This window comes from Vibrio sp. Isolate33 (assembly GCF_022397895.1).
GTDB lineage: Bacteria > Pseudomonadota > Gammaproteobacteria > Enterobacterales > Vibrionaceae > Vibrio > Vibrio pomeroyi.
Genome location: NZ_JAKEUP010000002.1, coordinates 73,467 through 88,966, shown reverse-complemented (window position 1 = coordinate 88,966; position 15,500 = coordinate 73,467). Strand labels below are relative to the sequence as shown.

Below are 15,500 nucleotides of genomic sequence, written 5' to 3'. Positions count from 1 at the left end.
GTTAATTTATGAGTACGCCAGAATCCACACGCCTTTGCTTGCGCGTCTGGAACAGGTCGAGTTCGGGGGGAACTCGGCCGCCCCAAATGGCTCATTTCTTTTAGAAGAGCAACTTGATAGAAACGACATCTAACCTTAATGTTTCTAACGACGATTATGAAATTCAGCGATTTACCGAGGCTCACAAAAGTCATTTTTGAACCTTTTTCTTTCCATTTATGTCAAAAGTGGCCAATTTAGTCGGATTACTGCTGGATAGGTAACGTATAAGAGACGTATTATTGCTGCGTCTATTCAATTACTAAAAATAAAGCAACACATGCACACCACTACGCCAATAAAGAAATGCTCTGAAACCAATAACCTAACATTACGTTTAGAGCACAGAGACCTGCGAGCTAACCCTGAAGATATGCTGCTAGCTCTACACTGCTATACCAAAGGTTACCGCCACTTCATTGAATTAATTGGGCAGCAAATTGAACCCGATTCCGAATCAGTTTTTTTATTCGATCATGTTGAACGTGGTTCCATCAAGCTAATTAATAAGGTTGGTTATAAAGGCGGTGTTTTAGATTTTATTGCTTTACAACTAACCAAACTGCTACTTAATGATGCAACTGAGGATAACTTAGAGCAAAAGGCTCAAGAAATTGAACAAGAAACATCAGCCTTTTTAAAAAGTCATAACACATTTGCGGCTAATATAGTCGACCCTTATATTGACCGTATTTCTTTAGCCGAAGTGATGAATGATATATCTACCGGTGGAGAAATGCTTATGGATCAAGAGCATTTTGAAGTATCTGCAAACGAGTCATCTTCGAGCAATAAAGTATACAAGTTTGACCCTGGATTTAGATCTCATATCTCGATGGCAGACTTAAAGAAATCCCAACCAGAGCCCTTTAATGGCAAAGACACTATTATCGCAATCAAGCCCTGTAATATTGGGACTGGCTCTTGGTACGTAAAAAGTATCATTTCTCAAAGACAATTTTTCGTGAAGATAGTTGATCATGAATGGCTTAATAAGTACCAATCTGGAAAAATGGCAGTAGTAAGAGCAAACGATCTAATTCGTGTAAACTTGATTTGTGATGTGGTTGTTAGCTCATCTGGAAACACTCGAAACGCTAATGCAATTATTAACCACGTTCATAGCGTCGAACGTGACAAGTTTATTAGTTCGGACAGTCAAGCAAATCTATTTGAATGAAAAAGTTTCTAGCAAGCTACATTTTTATACTTGTGCCTTTCGTTATTTTATTGGTAACGAAGTTAGCTACATCAAAACCAATGGAGATTCTGACATCTACAGATTGGTCTGTAGCTAGTTTCATGATGATTGCTCAATCACTAGGAATCATCATATGTGACTCTAATGGAAGCAAAAACATAAACTCACAAGGGTTGCTTATTTTTATCGGTTTAACAATTATTCTTTTGATTCTTTGTGGGGGGGTTTATGCGTATTCTCTTATAAACCCAGAGAGTGTGTTTAGTTACATCCAACCAGTTATTTTTGCTTTGTCATCTTTTTGGTTAGTTATCGCTTACAAAACGAGCGATTTTTTGAAAAAAGCAGCTAGAGATTAAACAAAGCATCAAGTACTAAAAGCCGAATCTACTCACAACAGGTTCGGCTCTTTGTTTATCGATATGACCAAAACGGAAAACGAATTTAATAAAACAAGTAATCTTTCTATTTTAATTGAATCAAGTTATCAACTCTCCCATAAACAAAAGGCAATAAGTTAAGTAACTTTTCGATACTAGAATTGTTCAAATGATTTCTAAAGAGCTTACTTAGCGATCAACATTGAAGTTGCATCAAGGTCGATTTCACAATAGGCAAGTGTAAGATTTAGCTAACTAAAAAAGCCCACCTCATACATAAATCATAGTCATAGCCCTCTCACCAACACCCCCAAAGCCTTTTGGTGATTTCACTGATCTTCCAGCCACGAAAACGTTTGTCTCGATTAAGTTCTAAACTATAACGATTAATTACACTTCAGCCCTTGTTTACACTTTTATTGCCTCCATATTTTCCATACAATCCTAAGCGATTATAAATAAAAACAATTTCAATTTCGGAGTCCTCATGAGCGACGTAAAGCACTGTAATTTATTGATTCTTGGTTCTGGCCCTGCTGGCTATACAGCTGCAGTTTACGCTGCTCGTGCAAACCTAAACCCAGTACTTGTTACGGGTATGCAGCAAGGTGGTCAGCTTACAACCACAACAGAAGTGGAAAACTGGCCGGGTGATGCTGAAGGTTTAACGGGTCCAGCTCTAATGGATCGCATGAAAGAGCACGCAGAGCGCTTTGAAACAGAGATCCTGTTTGACCACATTAACGAAGTAGACCTTTCAAACCGCCCTTTCCGTCTTAAAGGCGATTCTGGCGAGTACACATGTGATGCGTTGATCATCTCAACAGGCGCATCAGCTAAGTACCTAGGTTTAGATTCTGAAGAAGCATTCAAAGGCCGCGGCGTTTCTGCTTGTGCTACATGTGATGGTTTCTTCTACCGCAACCAGAAAGTAGCGGTTGTGGGTGGTGGTAACACGGCTGTTGAAGAAGCTCTTTACTTATCTAACATCGCGTCTGAAGTTCACCTAGTTCACCGTCGTGACACGTTCCGCGCTGAAAAGATTCTTGTTAAGCGTTTAATGGACAAAGTAGAGAACGGCAACATTGTTCTTCACACTGACCGCACGCTAGACGAAGTTCTAGGCGACGACATGGGCGTAACTGGCGTTCGTATTAAAGATACTCAGTCTGATAAGACAGAAGATATCGAAGTAATGGGCGCGTTTATCGCTATCGGTCACCAGCCGAACACTGAAATCTTCAAGGGCCAAGTTGATATGAAAGATGACTACATCATCGTTCAGTCGGGTCTTGAAGGTAACGCGACACAAACAAGCATCCCTGGCGTATTCGCTGCGGGTGATGTAATGGACCACAACTACCGTCAAGCAATCACTTCTGCTGGTACAGGTTGTATGGCTGCACTGGATGCTGAACGCTTCCTAGATGGCCTTAACGATAAGTAAATCTGAGATTGCAGATTTGATTATCGGTGCTCTCGCCTCAGTAGATGCAGGGCGTCATCACATTTTGTTGTAAATCCCTAAAGCCCAGTGGTATATCCACTGGGCTTTCTTTTGTATACTAGCCGCCCTCAACAAATAATAATTATCATTAAGCCTTCATAATGGATAAGAAAAAACAGCGCAGCTTGAACAAGTGGCTTAAGCAACAGAGTAAGTTAGCGAAACGCTGGCTTATGATTGCGATTAGCCTTGGCGTACTTTCAAGCGTGTTTTTAATTGCTCAAGCAGCTCTTCTCGCCTCTATTCTTCACCAGCTGATCATCGAGAATGTCGATAAGTCTGAACTGGTTGGTCATTTTGCTGGCTTGGCACTTTCGGTCGTTGGCCGTGCGGGCTGTACATGGGGTCGTGAAATCGCAGGTTATCGCTGTGGTGAACAGATCCGTGTTTACATTAGGCAGCTCATTCTCGATAAGTTACGCGAACTTGGTCCTGCTTACATTAAAGGTAAGCCTGCAGGTACGTGGGCAACCTTGTTGCTAGAACAAGTTGAAGACATGCAAGACTTCTTCTCTCGTTACTTACCTCAGATGTCTTTGTCGGTAATGATTCCGTTCATTATTTTGGTCGTGGTATTCCCAGTAAACTGGGCGGCTGGCCTTATCTTCTTGCTGACTGCGCCACTGGTGCCGATGTTCATGGCATTAGTTGGCATGAAAGCAGCCGATGCAAACCGTAAAAACTTCAAAGCGCTTCAGCGTCTTTCAGGTCACTTTTACGACCGTTTGCAATCCATGACAACGATTCGTCTTTTCGACCGTACTAGCGCTGAAACAGAAGTATTGAAAGGTGCATCAGAGGTGTTCAGAACGCGCACTATGGATGTATTGAAGATCGCTTTCTTGTCTTCTGCTGTGCTTGAGTTCTTCACGTCTATCTCGATTGCGATGACAGCGGTTTACTTTGGTTTCACTTACATCGGCGAGCTTAACTTCGGCCACTACGGCGTTGGCATTACGCTATTCGCTGGTTTGTTTATCCTTATCTTGGCTCCTGAGTTTTACCAGCCTCTGCGCGACTTAGGTACGTTCTACCACGCGAAGCAACAAGCGGTGGGCGCGGCCGAGAGTATTGTCGAGTTCCTAGAAACCGACATCACTAAGGTTAAATCAGGTGACACTCAACTAGACCCAGCTCAAGGCATCAATATTGAGGCTCAAGACCTTAAAGTATTGAGCCCCGAAGGTGTTCAACTGGTTGGCCCTATCTCGTTTGCACTGAATACTCGTCAGTCGACTGCATTAGTTGGCCCAAGCGGTGCAGGTAAAACAAGTTTGATCAATGCAATTCTTGGTTTCATGCCTTATGAAGGAAGCTTGAAAATCAATGGTGTTGAACTGCGTGACTTAGACTTGGCATCTTGGCGCAAAACGATCAGCTGGGTTGGTCAAAACCCATTGTTGCTTCATGGCAGCATTCGTGACAACGTCACTCTAGGTAAGCAAGATATCACTGACCAAACAGTTCAAAACGCACTAGAGCAATCTTTTGCTAACGAGTTTGTAAACGAGCATGGCTTGGATTATATGATTTCTGACCGTTCGGGTGGCCTATCTGTTGGTCAATCTCAGCGTTTAGCTTTGGCTCGTGCAATGATTCAAGACGGTCAATTCTGGTTGCTTGATGAACCGACTGCCAGCCTAGACACTCGCAGTGAGCAGCTCGTGATGAAAGGCATTAACAGCAACATCGAAAGTCGCACTGCCCTGCTTGTGACGCACCAACTTGCTCCTCTTCAATCGGTCGATAACATTCTGGTTATGCGCGATGGTGGTCTTGTGGAACAAGGTCATTACTCTCAGCTTTCGACTGCGGGTGGTTTATTCGAAGAGATGCTAAACGCGAACTTAGCTCAACAAGATAATAAGGGTAATTTAGATGCGTGATTTACTGCCTTACCTGAAACTCTATAAAAAGCATTGGTTTGGCCTATCGCTAGGTATGCTATTGGCTTTTGCTACTCTGTCGGCTTCTATCGGCTTATTAACACTATCGGGTTGGTTCATTTCAGCTTCTGCGGTTGCTGGCCTGACAATTGCGCGTGAAACCTTCAACTACATGCTGCCAGGTGGCGGTGTACGTGGCTTGGCAATGAGCCGAACTGCAGGCCGTTGGGGTGAACGTGTTGTGAGCCACAATGCGACATTCAAGCTACTGACTGATCTGCGTATCTTCTTCTTCAAGAAGCTGGCTCCGCTGATCCCAGGTCGTATTTCAAACCTTCGTGACGCCGACCTACTTAACCGCTTGGTTGCGGATGTCGACGCAATGGACCACGTTTACTTACGCTTAGTAAGCCCAGTGACGGTTGGTGTGTTAGGCATCTTCTTCCTGACTCTGTTCTTGATGTGGTTCGATAGTTCGCTTGGTTTGATCTTGGGTTCTATCCTTCTGATCATGCTGTTGGTTTGGCCTGTCTTGTTCTACAAGCTAGGTAAGCGTAACGGTGGTGAGCTGACACAAAACAAAGCAGACCTTCGTGTTACCACTCTGGATTGGATTGAAGGCTACAGCGAACTGACTCTGTTCGGTGCGGAAGAGCGTTACCGTAATGCGATTCTAGAAACACAACACAAGCTAATGGCAAACCAGTTTGTAAACGCTAACCTAACCGGTATGGCTTCAGCAGCGCTCATGCTGTTCAACGGTTTGACGCTTGTTCTTATGCTTTGGCTAGCGGCTGATGGTGTTGGCGGCAATGCACCAGATCCGTTCATCGCGCTAATGGCGTTCGCGACTATGGCAAGTTTTGAACTATTGATGCCTATTGCAGGCGCGTTCCAGCATTTAGGTCAAACACTGTCTTCAGCACGTCGTTTGAATGAGGTGATTCTGTCAGAACCTGAAGTTCAGTTCGCTGAAGAAAAGCTCGACATCAACAAGCCGCTTGATATTACGTTCTCAAACGTAACGTTCAACTACCCTGACTCTGAGCGCAGTGTTTTGAACGCTGTTGACCTAACGATTCCGGCTACGAATAAAGTTGCGATTGTGGGTCAAACGGGTTCTGGTAAATCGACACTGATTCAGCTTCTAACTCGCTACTGGGATCCGAAAAAGGGTTACATTTCTATTGCGGGCATTGAGCTGACACAATGGAACGAGTCACAATTGCGTGAATCGATCAGTGTGGTAAGCCAACGTGTCGACATCTTAAACGGCACGTTGCGCGACAACTTGCTGATTGCAAAACCAGACGCTAATGATGATCACTTAGCTAACATTCTTAAAGACGTTGGCCTAGAAAAGCTGCTTGAAAATACTGCACTTGATAGCTGGTTAGGTGACGGTGGTCGTCAACTGTCTGGTGGTGAGAAGCGCCGTATTGGTATTGCTCGTGCAATCCTTCATGATGCCCCTATCCTGCTTCTTGATGAACCGACAGAAGGCTTAGATAAGCAAACTGAGCAGAGCATCATGGCGCTGTTTGAGAAGCACTTTGAAGGCAAGACGGTTATCTTCATCACGCACCGTTTGATTGGTCTGGAATCGATGGATTCTATCGTTCTGATTGAACAAGGCGAGATTGTAGAAAACGGTTCTCACGAGACACTGTTGAACGAAGAAGGACGTTATTTCCAACTTCGTCAGGCAATCTAGTGCCTTCATAGGTTCTACTTAAGCTGTAAAGAAAACCATTCAAAGCCCGAGCTCATGCTCGGGCTTTTTTATGTCTCTAACCCTTATCACCCTAAACTCGTGACTTACAACCTGCAAGCACATCAGTTATTGATACCGGGCTTAATGCCAAAACTAATTTACAGAAAAAGAACATTATTAATAGAGAACATGAAGGGCGCTAATACCTATTCATAACAATATGCTATATTCTTAGTTATTAACTTTATTTATAATTTAGAATAAAACTAATCATTAAAAATCAATCCTTCTTTGGATAAGGATTAACTACCAAATAAATAGACGTCAAATACCATATTTTTATATCGCATTTAATCGCTATGTACAACTATATATAGTCTACTTTAGAGATTGTAAATACGAGTATGGGTAAAATAGTTGTACTAATGTACATATTCGAGTCCAAATATTCGACTGTGACGACGGTAAAGATATGCTACAAACTTCAAATACACGTGTACTGTCTTTCTTCATAGAAAAAATGATTGGTCTTATTTTTTTCGTTTCACTTTTAATTAAGAACTTATCTCCCAAAGCTACGTCATCAACATAAAGTTGAAAATACTGATCAAATGAAGAGGCATTCCCTATGGTTATGTCAACTGACGTATCATCGCTATATACCACCGTTCTTATATCAACAGGACCTTGAAAGTGAGCGAAAGCAATCAATGGATATATACAAGCGATACTGATTAAGCATCTAACTATTTTCGACATTCTCTCGTGCCTCGCTTAACTATTATTTGATTTTAATGACATACCAATTAGATATGACTTGATTTCAATATCACTAACAAGTGGACGATCTTTCGTAACAACAGTAACTGGGTAGGCTTTGGGTATATCTAAATAATATCCTTGAAAGAAATCTGCACCATATTTAGATGCCACATTATAATTTTCGACATTTTCAATCCCTTCAAAAATAACTTTTATATTTTTCAAGCTAGTAATTATGTTTAATTCCTCAAGCAAATTATCATCTTGTTGCTGAGTCATCCCAAATTCAACCAACATTTCTCGACTTACTTTTATATATTCAGGTTGAACAACAGCCATCCGACTATAACCTGACCAGCCAGTACCAAAGTCATCTAGAGCAAAAGATACACCTAATCCTTTTAAATATTTAGTACCACTGTAAAGGTGTATAATGTCAGAAGCTGGGCAATATTCCTCAACAATTTCCATTACTATCTGATTTAAACCCACATCTTCTTTGTTAATCATAGGGAGATATAACCCCTTTAAGCCATCATTATTCGAAAGATATTTAAAAAAACTCAAAGTAAGATTAAGAAATATCTTTACATTTCGATTATAAATAGTAGATTTACGAAAGTTCCTCAGATGCATTATATTCATATAAAATTTCAACCTGAACTCTGTATTTTCATCAAAACCTTCTAGTATTTTGAGAAACCTTTTTACATTTACTCTTTCACCCTGCATATATATACGACACAAGGCTTCATAACCTAAGACACCTTGATCTCTACAGCTAATAGATTGGAATACACTATGTATTTTGAATCCAAGAACTGTCATCTCATACCTGTTGTCATGTGTATTCCATTCAATCATTAGATACCCTCCAAACAGACTGTTCTTCGCCTAAAAAGACATACTTATAAACAAGGTTAGATTCATAAACCACCTCCCAGTAAATAATTAATCTATATGCATTCAACAAAATAATAACTCATTCATATAACAAACTATCATTAATCACCTTCTTCTGTTATCGTTCACTTTATCGAGAAAAAAACAATAGCAATAATAACTAGGAAATATTTACCCCAATATTTCCTACGTAAGCCAAATATTTTATCTCTCTTATATCATTCATCTTTTCACTGAGAAGAATTTTATAAATAGATTAGTTTGGGCCTACTAAAAACCAAGCTACCTAGGTAAACCTTGCCCCCCCCCTCTGATACCTGCATCAATCATACCCTTAAATGCAATCAAACCACCTCACCAAAAAAAAACTAAAAGCAAACCAAATATAAATTTCAAATATTTTTCAAACAATTTGGCTTTTTTTTAGCTATAACCAAAAAAAAAAATATAATCGAGAGTCAACAGAATGCAGTACAAAGAATACGATAACTAATGTTAAAGAAATAGAATGAATGTTAATAATGCACTAGTAATTAATGATGAGTTACATATAAACTTAAGTGATCGTTCGATCATGAATATAGAAAGCAAAACCTTAGTAAAACTAAGGCCTAAGCCTTTTCTAGTTTTACTTTATTTATATACTCATTATGGTCGCTGTATTAGTAAGGATGAGCTTTTTGCAGAATGTTGGAATGGTGCTATTGTATCCGACCAATCCCTAACCAATACAATAAGTACATTAAGAAAAGCTCTTAATATCGTCGGAACAGTCAACATCAAACTAACAACGGTTAGCAGAGCTGGTTACTTACTTGAAGACTCGCAAACTGGCTTACAATTCGATGAATTAAGTACTCTAGAAAAAGTACGTGATGATTGGATGGATAGGAAAATAAAAGAGTTACAGCTTCATAAAAAAAAGGGGCGGAATGAAAAGGATTCGACCAAAATCTATGAGGAATTTTCGCCCATAAAGAAATTATTGATTCTAATACTTAGCTTTATATCTCTACTATTAATGATAGGTTGTAAAAATACTGACTTGAATTTAGATCAGGGTTCAGTCTCGATGGAAGACTCCGCACCTATCTATAACAATTATTCAGAGATATTGGATCATAACTATATCGACATTAGAACAACGAAAAGCTAAACAACACCTATGATATATTGCAAAATAAATGCCACATGGAGCATGTTGAAGCACCATAGATATGACAGAGAACAGAGCTAAGTTCCCAGGTTACCCTAACAACTAGTTCTAGCTGAGTAAGCCTCCAACGAGCAGGCACAAAAAAGCCGAATGTGACAATCACATTCGGCTTTTAAATGACGAGTTAGCGCTTACAGCTTGAAGCGGCTGATTTCGCTCTCTAGCTCGTGAGACAGTTCAGACAACTGTGCGGCTTGTTCTGCTGCTTGGTGTGCTTCGTCAGCTAGCTCGTTAGACACATCACGGATTCCTTCAGTGTTACGAGTAATCTCAGACGTTACAGATGCCTGCTCTTCTGCAGCAGAAGCGATCTGTGTTGCCATATCGCTGATGCGTTCAACTGCTGCATGAATTTGCGTTAGGCTCGCTGCTGCTGAGTTAGCGTCATCAACACTGGTTTCAGCAAGTGTACGGCTATCATTCATGATGTTAACCGCTTTACCTGTTGTGCCTTGCAGCAGTTCAATCGTCTGTTGAATTTCTTGCGTTGAACCGTGTGTACGTTGGCTCAGAACACGAACTTCATCAGCAACAACCGCGAAACCACGACCTTGCTCACCTGCACGTGCTGCTTCAATCGCCGCGTTAAGTGCAAGTAGGTTAGTCTGTTCAGCGATACCTTGAATGTTCGACAAGATAGCGTTGATGCTGTTGCCGTGCTCTTCAAGTTCAAGAATCACGTTCGTTGCGATTTGAACTTCTTGAGCAAGGTTTTGGATTGAGCTTTGAGTCTGTGTCACTTGACCAGTGCCGTGCTCACACGCACCAACCGCTTCAGATGAGTTCTGAGCTGTGTGGTCAGCGTTACCTGCGATTTCTTGTGTTGCCGCAGCCATTTCGTTAACAGCTGTCGCTACCATGTTGATTTCGTCTTGTTGCATCTGGATGCGAGCACTACGTTCTTCCGCTTGAGAAGCCGTTTGGCGCGCTTGGTTGCCCAATGCAGCAGACACTTCGCTTAGCTTGATAACCATAGTGTGCATGTTGCCCACGAAACGGTTGAAGTTTGTAGCAAGCTGACCAATCTCGTCATCGCTCTTAGGCTCAAGGCGTTGAGTAAGATCACCTTCACCTGATGCAATCTCTTCAAGTGCAGCAGAAACACGGTTTAGGTCGCGGAATAGGAAGCTCACTAACCAAGACACTAGTACGATTACGATTAGAGTAATCACGATAGCAGTGATGATCAGCTGCGTAAGTAGCGTTGAGTGGTTCGCTTCTTCTGTTGCTTTATCCATCTGAACCGCGAAGATCCAGTTAGTGTTAGGAACTTTAGTGAAGTAAAGCAGCTTCTCAGCGCCACGTTCTTTAATGATCTCGATGCTACCAGTACGCACTGCGTTCTCGATGATTGGCATAGAGATGTCGTTTGAAAGGTCGCTTACCGGTTTCAAGCTTAGAGCTGAATCTGGGTGCGCTAGGAACGTGCCGTCAGAGGCATCGATTAGCATTGCGTGAGCGTTGTCACCCACATCTAGGCTGATTACGTCGTTAACGAGTTGGTCGATAAGTACGTCTGCACCCACAACACCAACCAATTGACCATTGTGGCGAACAGGTTCTGCAATCGTTACTAGAAGTGCTTTAGTGATCGCATCTTGGTAAGCGGTAGTAATGATTTGCTTACCTGCAGCGTTTGCTTCTTGGTACCAAGGACGTTGACGAGGATCGTAACCTGCACGGTTACGTTCAGGATGTGAACGGTACATTCCGCCTTCTGGAGTACCTAAAAAGATATCGTCAAAGCCACCCGCTACACGAGCTTGCTTAAGGAAAGGAACAACATCATCCTCTCGTGAAAAGTCATTGAATGCTGAAGCGATATCCGTACGAATATCAATCCAGTTCTTAATACCTTCAGATGCTGCTTCTGATACGCTTTCAGCTCGTAGGTATACGCCATTACGAGTCTGCTCAAATAACTGGTTTGCTGATAACCAAGTCAACGCTGTAGCCATAACGACAACAGCAGATAGGCTAGCACCTATTAACTTCTGTTTTAGTGTTAGTTTCATGTCAAAGTTCACGAGTGGTGGGAAATCCCGCGCATACTACCCAATATCAGTATTAAATTCGAGCGATTTCACAATTTAATAATGGAATATATTTTTATGTAAACCATAACCTTAGCATATGCCAATTAGTTGTCATGTCGCCAAATTCAAGGCGCTATTAAGTGTATGGTTATTAGTAAATATGTCAGATCTAATACGGTAAAATAAGTGCGGAAATAGGTATAAAAGCTAGATAGAAAATAGATGTAAAAAAGGCAGGTGAGTCTCCTCACCTGCCTTCTTATTATCTGTCGTTCGACCGCATATTAAACACGGTCGAATCGAGCTTTATGAGCTAGCGTTTCTCTGTACGCATACCCATTAGCAAGCTTACACACATCAACAATAGAATGATGGTGAACGGCAATGCTGTTGAAATAGCACCCGCTTGTAGAGCTTGTACTGCTTCTGTACCGCCAACCCACAATAGAGCGACAGCGATCGCACCTTCAAGGAACGCCCAGAACACACGTTGAGGCACTGGCGTATCTACCTTACCACCAGCAGTGATGCTGTCGATAACAAGAGAGCCTGAGTCAGACGATGTAATGAAGAATACTAGAACCAATACAACCGCAATGATTGATAGCAGAGTACCAAACGGTAGAGCATCAAACATTTGGAACATCGCTAGTGATACATCAGTCAAACCTTCTTGACCAAGAATACCAACGTTATTCACGATTTGGTCAATCGCCATGCCACCAAATACTGACATCCAAATGATAGTAACAGTAGTTGGAACAATCAGAACTGCTGTGATGAACTCACGAACCGTACGACCTTTAGATACACGAGCGATGAACATACCTACGAATGGTGACCATGAAATCCACCAAGCCCAGTAGAATACCGTCCAACCGTGCAACCAAGCTTGGTCTTCACGACCATGAGGGTTACTCAGTGGAATGATGTTCTCGATGTATGCCATCAATGTTGTTGGGATTGAACCTAGAGTTACTGCATAACCGATCAGTGCAACTAAGATAAGCAGTAGGAAAGCCACCAACATGTTGATGTTACTGATAACCTTAACGCCGCCGTCAATGCCACGAAGTACCGAAACGACCGCCAGCAATGTCACCACAGTAATAACGATAACTTGTAGCCCTAAACCAGCTTCAAGACCGAATACGTGTTGAATACCACTCGCGGCTTGCTGCGCACCTAAGCCTAGCGATGTCGCCAAACCAAACAGAGTTGCAAGAACGGCAAGAATATCAACGATGTGACCTGCCCAGCCCCACGCTCTATCACCTAAAATTGGGTAGAAGATAGAACGAATCGAAAGCGGTAATCCCTTGTTGTAAGAGAAGAAAGCCAGTGAAAGCGCTACAACACCATAAATAGCCCAAGGGTGAAGCCCCCAGTGATACATGGTTGCACCGAGTGCCAGTTTTGCTGCTTCTGGTGTATTTGGCTCTACGCCAAGTGGCGTTTCAAACCAACCTGTGTAGTAAGCCGCTGGCTCTGCCACACTCCAGAACATTAGGCCGATACCCATACCTGCTGCAAACAGCATCGATAGCCAAGACATGAAAGAGTAATCTGCCGTTGCATCAACACCACCAAGGCGGATTTTACCGAACGGAGAAACAATCAAGCCTAAGCAGAAGAGTACGAAAATGTTGCCTGACCAGATGAACAGCCAATCAAATGAATTGATGATTTGACCTTTAACGCCATCCAGTGCCGCCTTTGCGGATGCAGTATCAGTAACCAGAACACCAATCAAAAACAGAGTAATTAAACCTGCACTTATGCCAAATACTGGGTTATGAACATCAAAACCCCATTTTTGAACATTGTCCTGACCAACAGTGTAATCGGTACTGTCGATACTGTATTTATCTATACCTTTAGTCATTATCCCTCTCTACGGAATACTAATAGGGTCTGATGACCGAGTATCCCTTACTTACCTGTGACCTAATCACAAACTTGAACCTACGATCCAAGCAGAACAAGCGTGCTGTCACAATAATTCAAATACTTGGATGTCTGAAGTTTAGCAGGTTAACTTATTGTTTTCAGTAAACCTGAATCGGTTCGATGGGTTTTCATCCAATATTCACGTAATTACTCAAATTACTGGCGAAAAAAAGGCCGAACGAGTCGGCCATTGTTTCAATAATACTTTTAGCTCAAAGCACTTTGCTGATTAACCAATTGATTTTCGGTTCGTAAACCAAGCAATAAGCTTAGGCACATAAGCAATAATATGAATGCAAATGGCAGCGCCATAGAGACAGTTCCAGCTTGCAGTGCTTGGATCGATTCCGTACCACCAACCCACAATAGAACCGCAGCAATTGCACCGCCCATCAACGCCCAAAATACACGTTGTGGCACTGGCGCATCGACTTTACCGCCCGAGGTGATGCTATCGATAACAAGTGAGCCAGAATCTGATGAGGTAATAAAGAACACCATGATCAAACCTATCGATACCACAGAAAGCACAGAGCTCATCGGCAGCGCATCGTAAGTATGGAACAGAGAAAGGGTAATATCTTGCAGACCATTCATGCCAATCTCACCCACCTTGTTCGCCACTTGATCAATTGCGATGCCACCGAAAATAGCCATCCAGATGATGATCACTGTTGTTGGGATAAACAGTACAGCCACGATGAATTCACGGATCGTACGACCTTTAGAGATACGAGCGATGAACATACCTACGAACGGAGACCAAGACATCCACCATGCCCAATAGAATACCGTCCAGCCTTGCATCCAAGTTTCATCGTCACGACCATGTGGATTACTTAGAGGAATAAAGTTTTCAATGTAGCCCATCAGAGCCGTTGGGATAGCCTTAATACCCGCCATGCCACCCGCGATCGTTACGAAGATCAGCAGCCCCAAAGCCACCAACATGTTGACGTTACTTAGAACCTTTACACCGCCGTTGATACCACGAACCACTGACATTGTTGCTAAGAAAGTGACCACTGCGATAACAATCAACTGCATGCCAATACCACCATCGGTACCAAACACATGGTTAATACCACTGGTTGCTTGTTGTGCACCTAAACCTAACGATGTCGCAAGGCCGAACAAGGTTGCCAGTACCGCCACGATATCAACGATATGACCAAACCAACCCCAAGTTCTGTCACCCAAAATAGGATAGAAAATCGAGCGGATTGAAAGAGGCAGACCTTTATTGAAAGTGAAGAAGGCAAGTGCTAGAGCAACAACAGCGTAGATAGACCAGCCATGTAAACCCCAGTTGTAGATGGTTGCACCAAGTGCCAACTTAGCTGCTTCTGGCGAGTAAGCTTCGACACCTAATGGCGTTTCATACCAACCCGTGAAGTAAGCCACAGGCTCAGCCACACCCCAGAACATCAAACCAATACCCATTCCCGCGGCGAATAACATCGACATCCAAGATAGGTTGGAGTGCTCTGCTTTGGCATCATTGCCACCAATACGTATCTTGCCATACGGGGAGACAATGAGGGCAAAACAGAAAATAACAAAGATGTTGGCTGCCCACATGAAGAAACCATCGAAGTTACCGATGACTTTCCATTTAATTCCATCAAGAGCCGCTTTTGCGGTTTCCGGATCTGCGACTAGAAGTGCAATCAGGAAGATAATGATCGCCCCTGCACTGATTCCAAATACTGGGTTATGAACATCAAAACCCCATTTCTGAACGTTATCTTGTCCTACTGTATAATCGGTATTTTCAATACTATACCTATCTTTTACAGGCTCCATGCTTCCTCTCTAATTTGCAGCGCACAGTTTGCAACATTGCATTCGGCGCTTAAATTTCGAAAAGAAGAATATCAACCTGTCGCAAAAATACTAAAAAAAC

10 protein-coding genes are annotated in these 15,500 nt (G+C 42.3%); 6 read left to right on the top strand and 4 right to left on the bottom strand.

All coding sequences use genetic code 11. The features are described 5' to 3' along the window. The first annotated feature begins 319 nt into the window (after positions 1-319). The 5 genes from L1D37_RS03715 (at position 320) to cydC (ending at position 6,727) form a co-directional block, all read left to right on the top strand. The gene (locus L1D37_RS03715) at positions 320-1,219 is read left to right on the top strand and encodes a hypothetical protein (protein ID WP_239846919.1); all 900 of its coding nucleotides are present in this window, start codon (positions 320-322) and stop codon (positions 1,217-1,219) included. After that, positions 1,216-1,599: a hypothetical protein gene (locus L1D37_RS03710; protein WP_019821826.1), complete on the top strand. Its 384-nt coding sequence runs from the start codon at positions 1,216-1,218 to the stop codon at positions 1,597-1,599. Before L1D37_RS03715 ends, L1D37_RS03710 begins: the two co-directional genes overlap by 4 nt. A 508-nt stretch (positions 1,600-2,107) precedes the next feature. Then, on the top strand, positions 2,108-3,067 hold the full coding sequence (gene trxB / locus L1D37_RS03705) for a thioredoxin-disulfide reductase (RefSeq protein ID WP_004733400.1): 960 nt from the start codon (positions 2,108-2,110) through the stop codon (positions 3,065-3,067). A 161-nt stretch (positions 3,068-3,228) separates the two neighbouring features. Beyond that, positions 3,229-5,013 (top strand): cysteine/glutathione ABC transporter permease/ATP-binding protein CydD, encoded by a 1,785-nt coding sequence (gene cydD / locus L1D37_RS03700; RefSeq protein ID WP_123961911.1) that lies wholly within the window; start codon positions 3,229-3,231, stop codon positions 5,011-5,013. After that, entirely contained in the window at positions 5,006-6,727 is a 1,722-nt protein-coding gene (gene cydC / locus L1D37_RS03695; protein WP_239846918.1) for a cysteine/glutathione ABC transporter ATP-binding protein/permease CydC, read from the top strand. The genes cydD and cydC overlap by 8 nt, the downstream gene beginning before the upstream one ends. A gap of 774 nt (positions 6,728-7,501) precedes the next feature. Here the strand turns inward: cydC and L1D37_RS03690 are convergent. After that, a complete protein-coding gene (locus tag L1D37_RS03690; RefSeq protein WP_239846917.1) occupies positions 7,502-8,353 on the bottom strand; it encodes an EAL domain-containing protein in 852 nt (283 codons plus the stop codon). Between the two features lie 547 nt (positions 8,354-8,900). Between L1D37_RS03690 and L1D37_RS03685 the strand changes: the two genes are divergently transcribed. Continuing rightward, positions 8,901-9,548: a winged helix-turn-helix domain-containing protein gene (locus L1D37_RS03685; RefSeq protein WP_239846916.1), complete on the top strand. Its 648-nt coding sequence runs from the start codon at positions 8,901-8,903 to the stop codon at positions 9,546-9,548. A 191-nt stretch (positions 9,549-9,739) separates the two neighbouring features. On the opposite strand, the gene L1D37_RS03680 is transcribed toward L1D37_RS03685, so the two are convergent. The 3 genes from L1D37_RS03680 to L1D37_RS03670 form a co-directional block, all read right to left on the bottom strand. Further along, entirely contained in the window at positions 9,740-11,623 is a 1,884-nt protein-coding gene (locus tag L1D37_RS03680; RefSeq protein ID WP_239846915.1) for a methyl-accepting chemotaxis protein, read from the bottom strand. Between the two features lie 334 nt (positions 11,624-11,957). Further along, the gene (locus L1D37_RS03675) at positions 11,958-13,529 is read right to left on the bottom strand and encodes a BCCT family transporter (RefSeq protein WP_176680969.1); all 1,572 of its coding nucleotides are present in this window, start codon (positions 13,527-13,529) and stop codon (positions 11,958-11,960) included. A gap of 272 nt (positions 13,530-13,801) precedes the next feature. Beyond that, positions 13,802-15,400 carry a BCCT family transporter gene (locus tag L1D37_RS03670; protein ID WP_239846914.1) on the bottom strand — a complete coding sequence of 533 codons (1,599 nt, stop codon included), beginning with the start codon at positions 15,398-15,400 and terminating at the stop codon, positions 13,802-13,804. Positions 15,401-15,500: the final 100 nt, after the last annotated feature.

What these genes read in the sequence shown, in the direction of transcription:
- L1D37_RS03715 (WP_239846919.1), top strand. Translation starts at nt 320, where the DNA reads ATGCACACCACTACGCCAATAAAGAAATGCTCTGAAACCAATAACCTA.
- L1D37_RS03710 (WP_019821826.1), top strand. Translation starts at nt 1,216, where the DNA reads ATGAAAAAGTTTCTAGCAAGCTACATTTTTATACTTGTGCCTTTCGTT.
- trxB (WP_004733400.1), top strand. Translation starts at nt 2,108, where the DNA reads ATGAGCGACGTAAAGCACTGTAATTTATTGATTCTTGGTTCTGGCCCT.
- cydD (WP_123961911.1), top strand. Translation starts at nt 3,229, where the DNA reads ATGGATAAGAAAAAACAGCGCAGCTTGAACAAGTGGCTTAAGCAACAG.
- cydC (WP_239846918.1), top strand. Translation starts at nt 5,006, where the DNA reads ATGCGTGATTTACTGCCTTACCTGAAACTCTATAAAAAGCATTGGTTT.
- L1D37_RS03690 (WP_239846917.1), bottom strand. Translation starts at nt 8,353, where the DNA reads ATGATTGAATGGAATACACATGACAACAGGTATGAGATGACAGTTCTT.
- L1D37_RS03685 (WP_239846916.1), top strand. Translation starts at nt 8,901, where the DNA reads ATGAATGTTAATAATGCACTAGTAATTAATGATGAGTTACATATAAAC.
- L1D37_RS03680 (WP_239846915.1), bottom strand. Translation starts at nt 11,623, where the DNA reads ATGAAACTAACACTAAAACAGAAGTTAATAGGTGCTAGCCTATCTGCT.
- L1D37_RS03675 (WP_176680969.1), bottom strand. Translation starts at nt 13,529, where the DNA reads ATGACTAAAGGTATAGATAAATACAGTATCGACAGTACCGATTACACT.
- L1D37_RS03670 (WP_239846914.1), bottom strand. Translation starts at nt 15,400, where the DNA reads ATGGAGCCTGTAAAAGATAGGTATAGTATTGAAAATACCGATTATACA.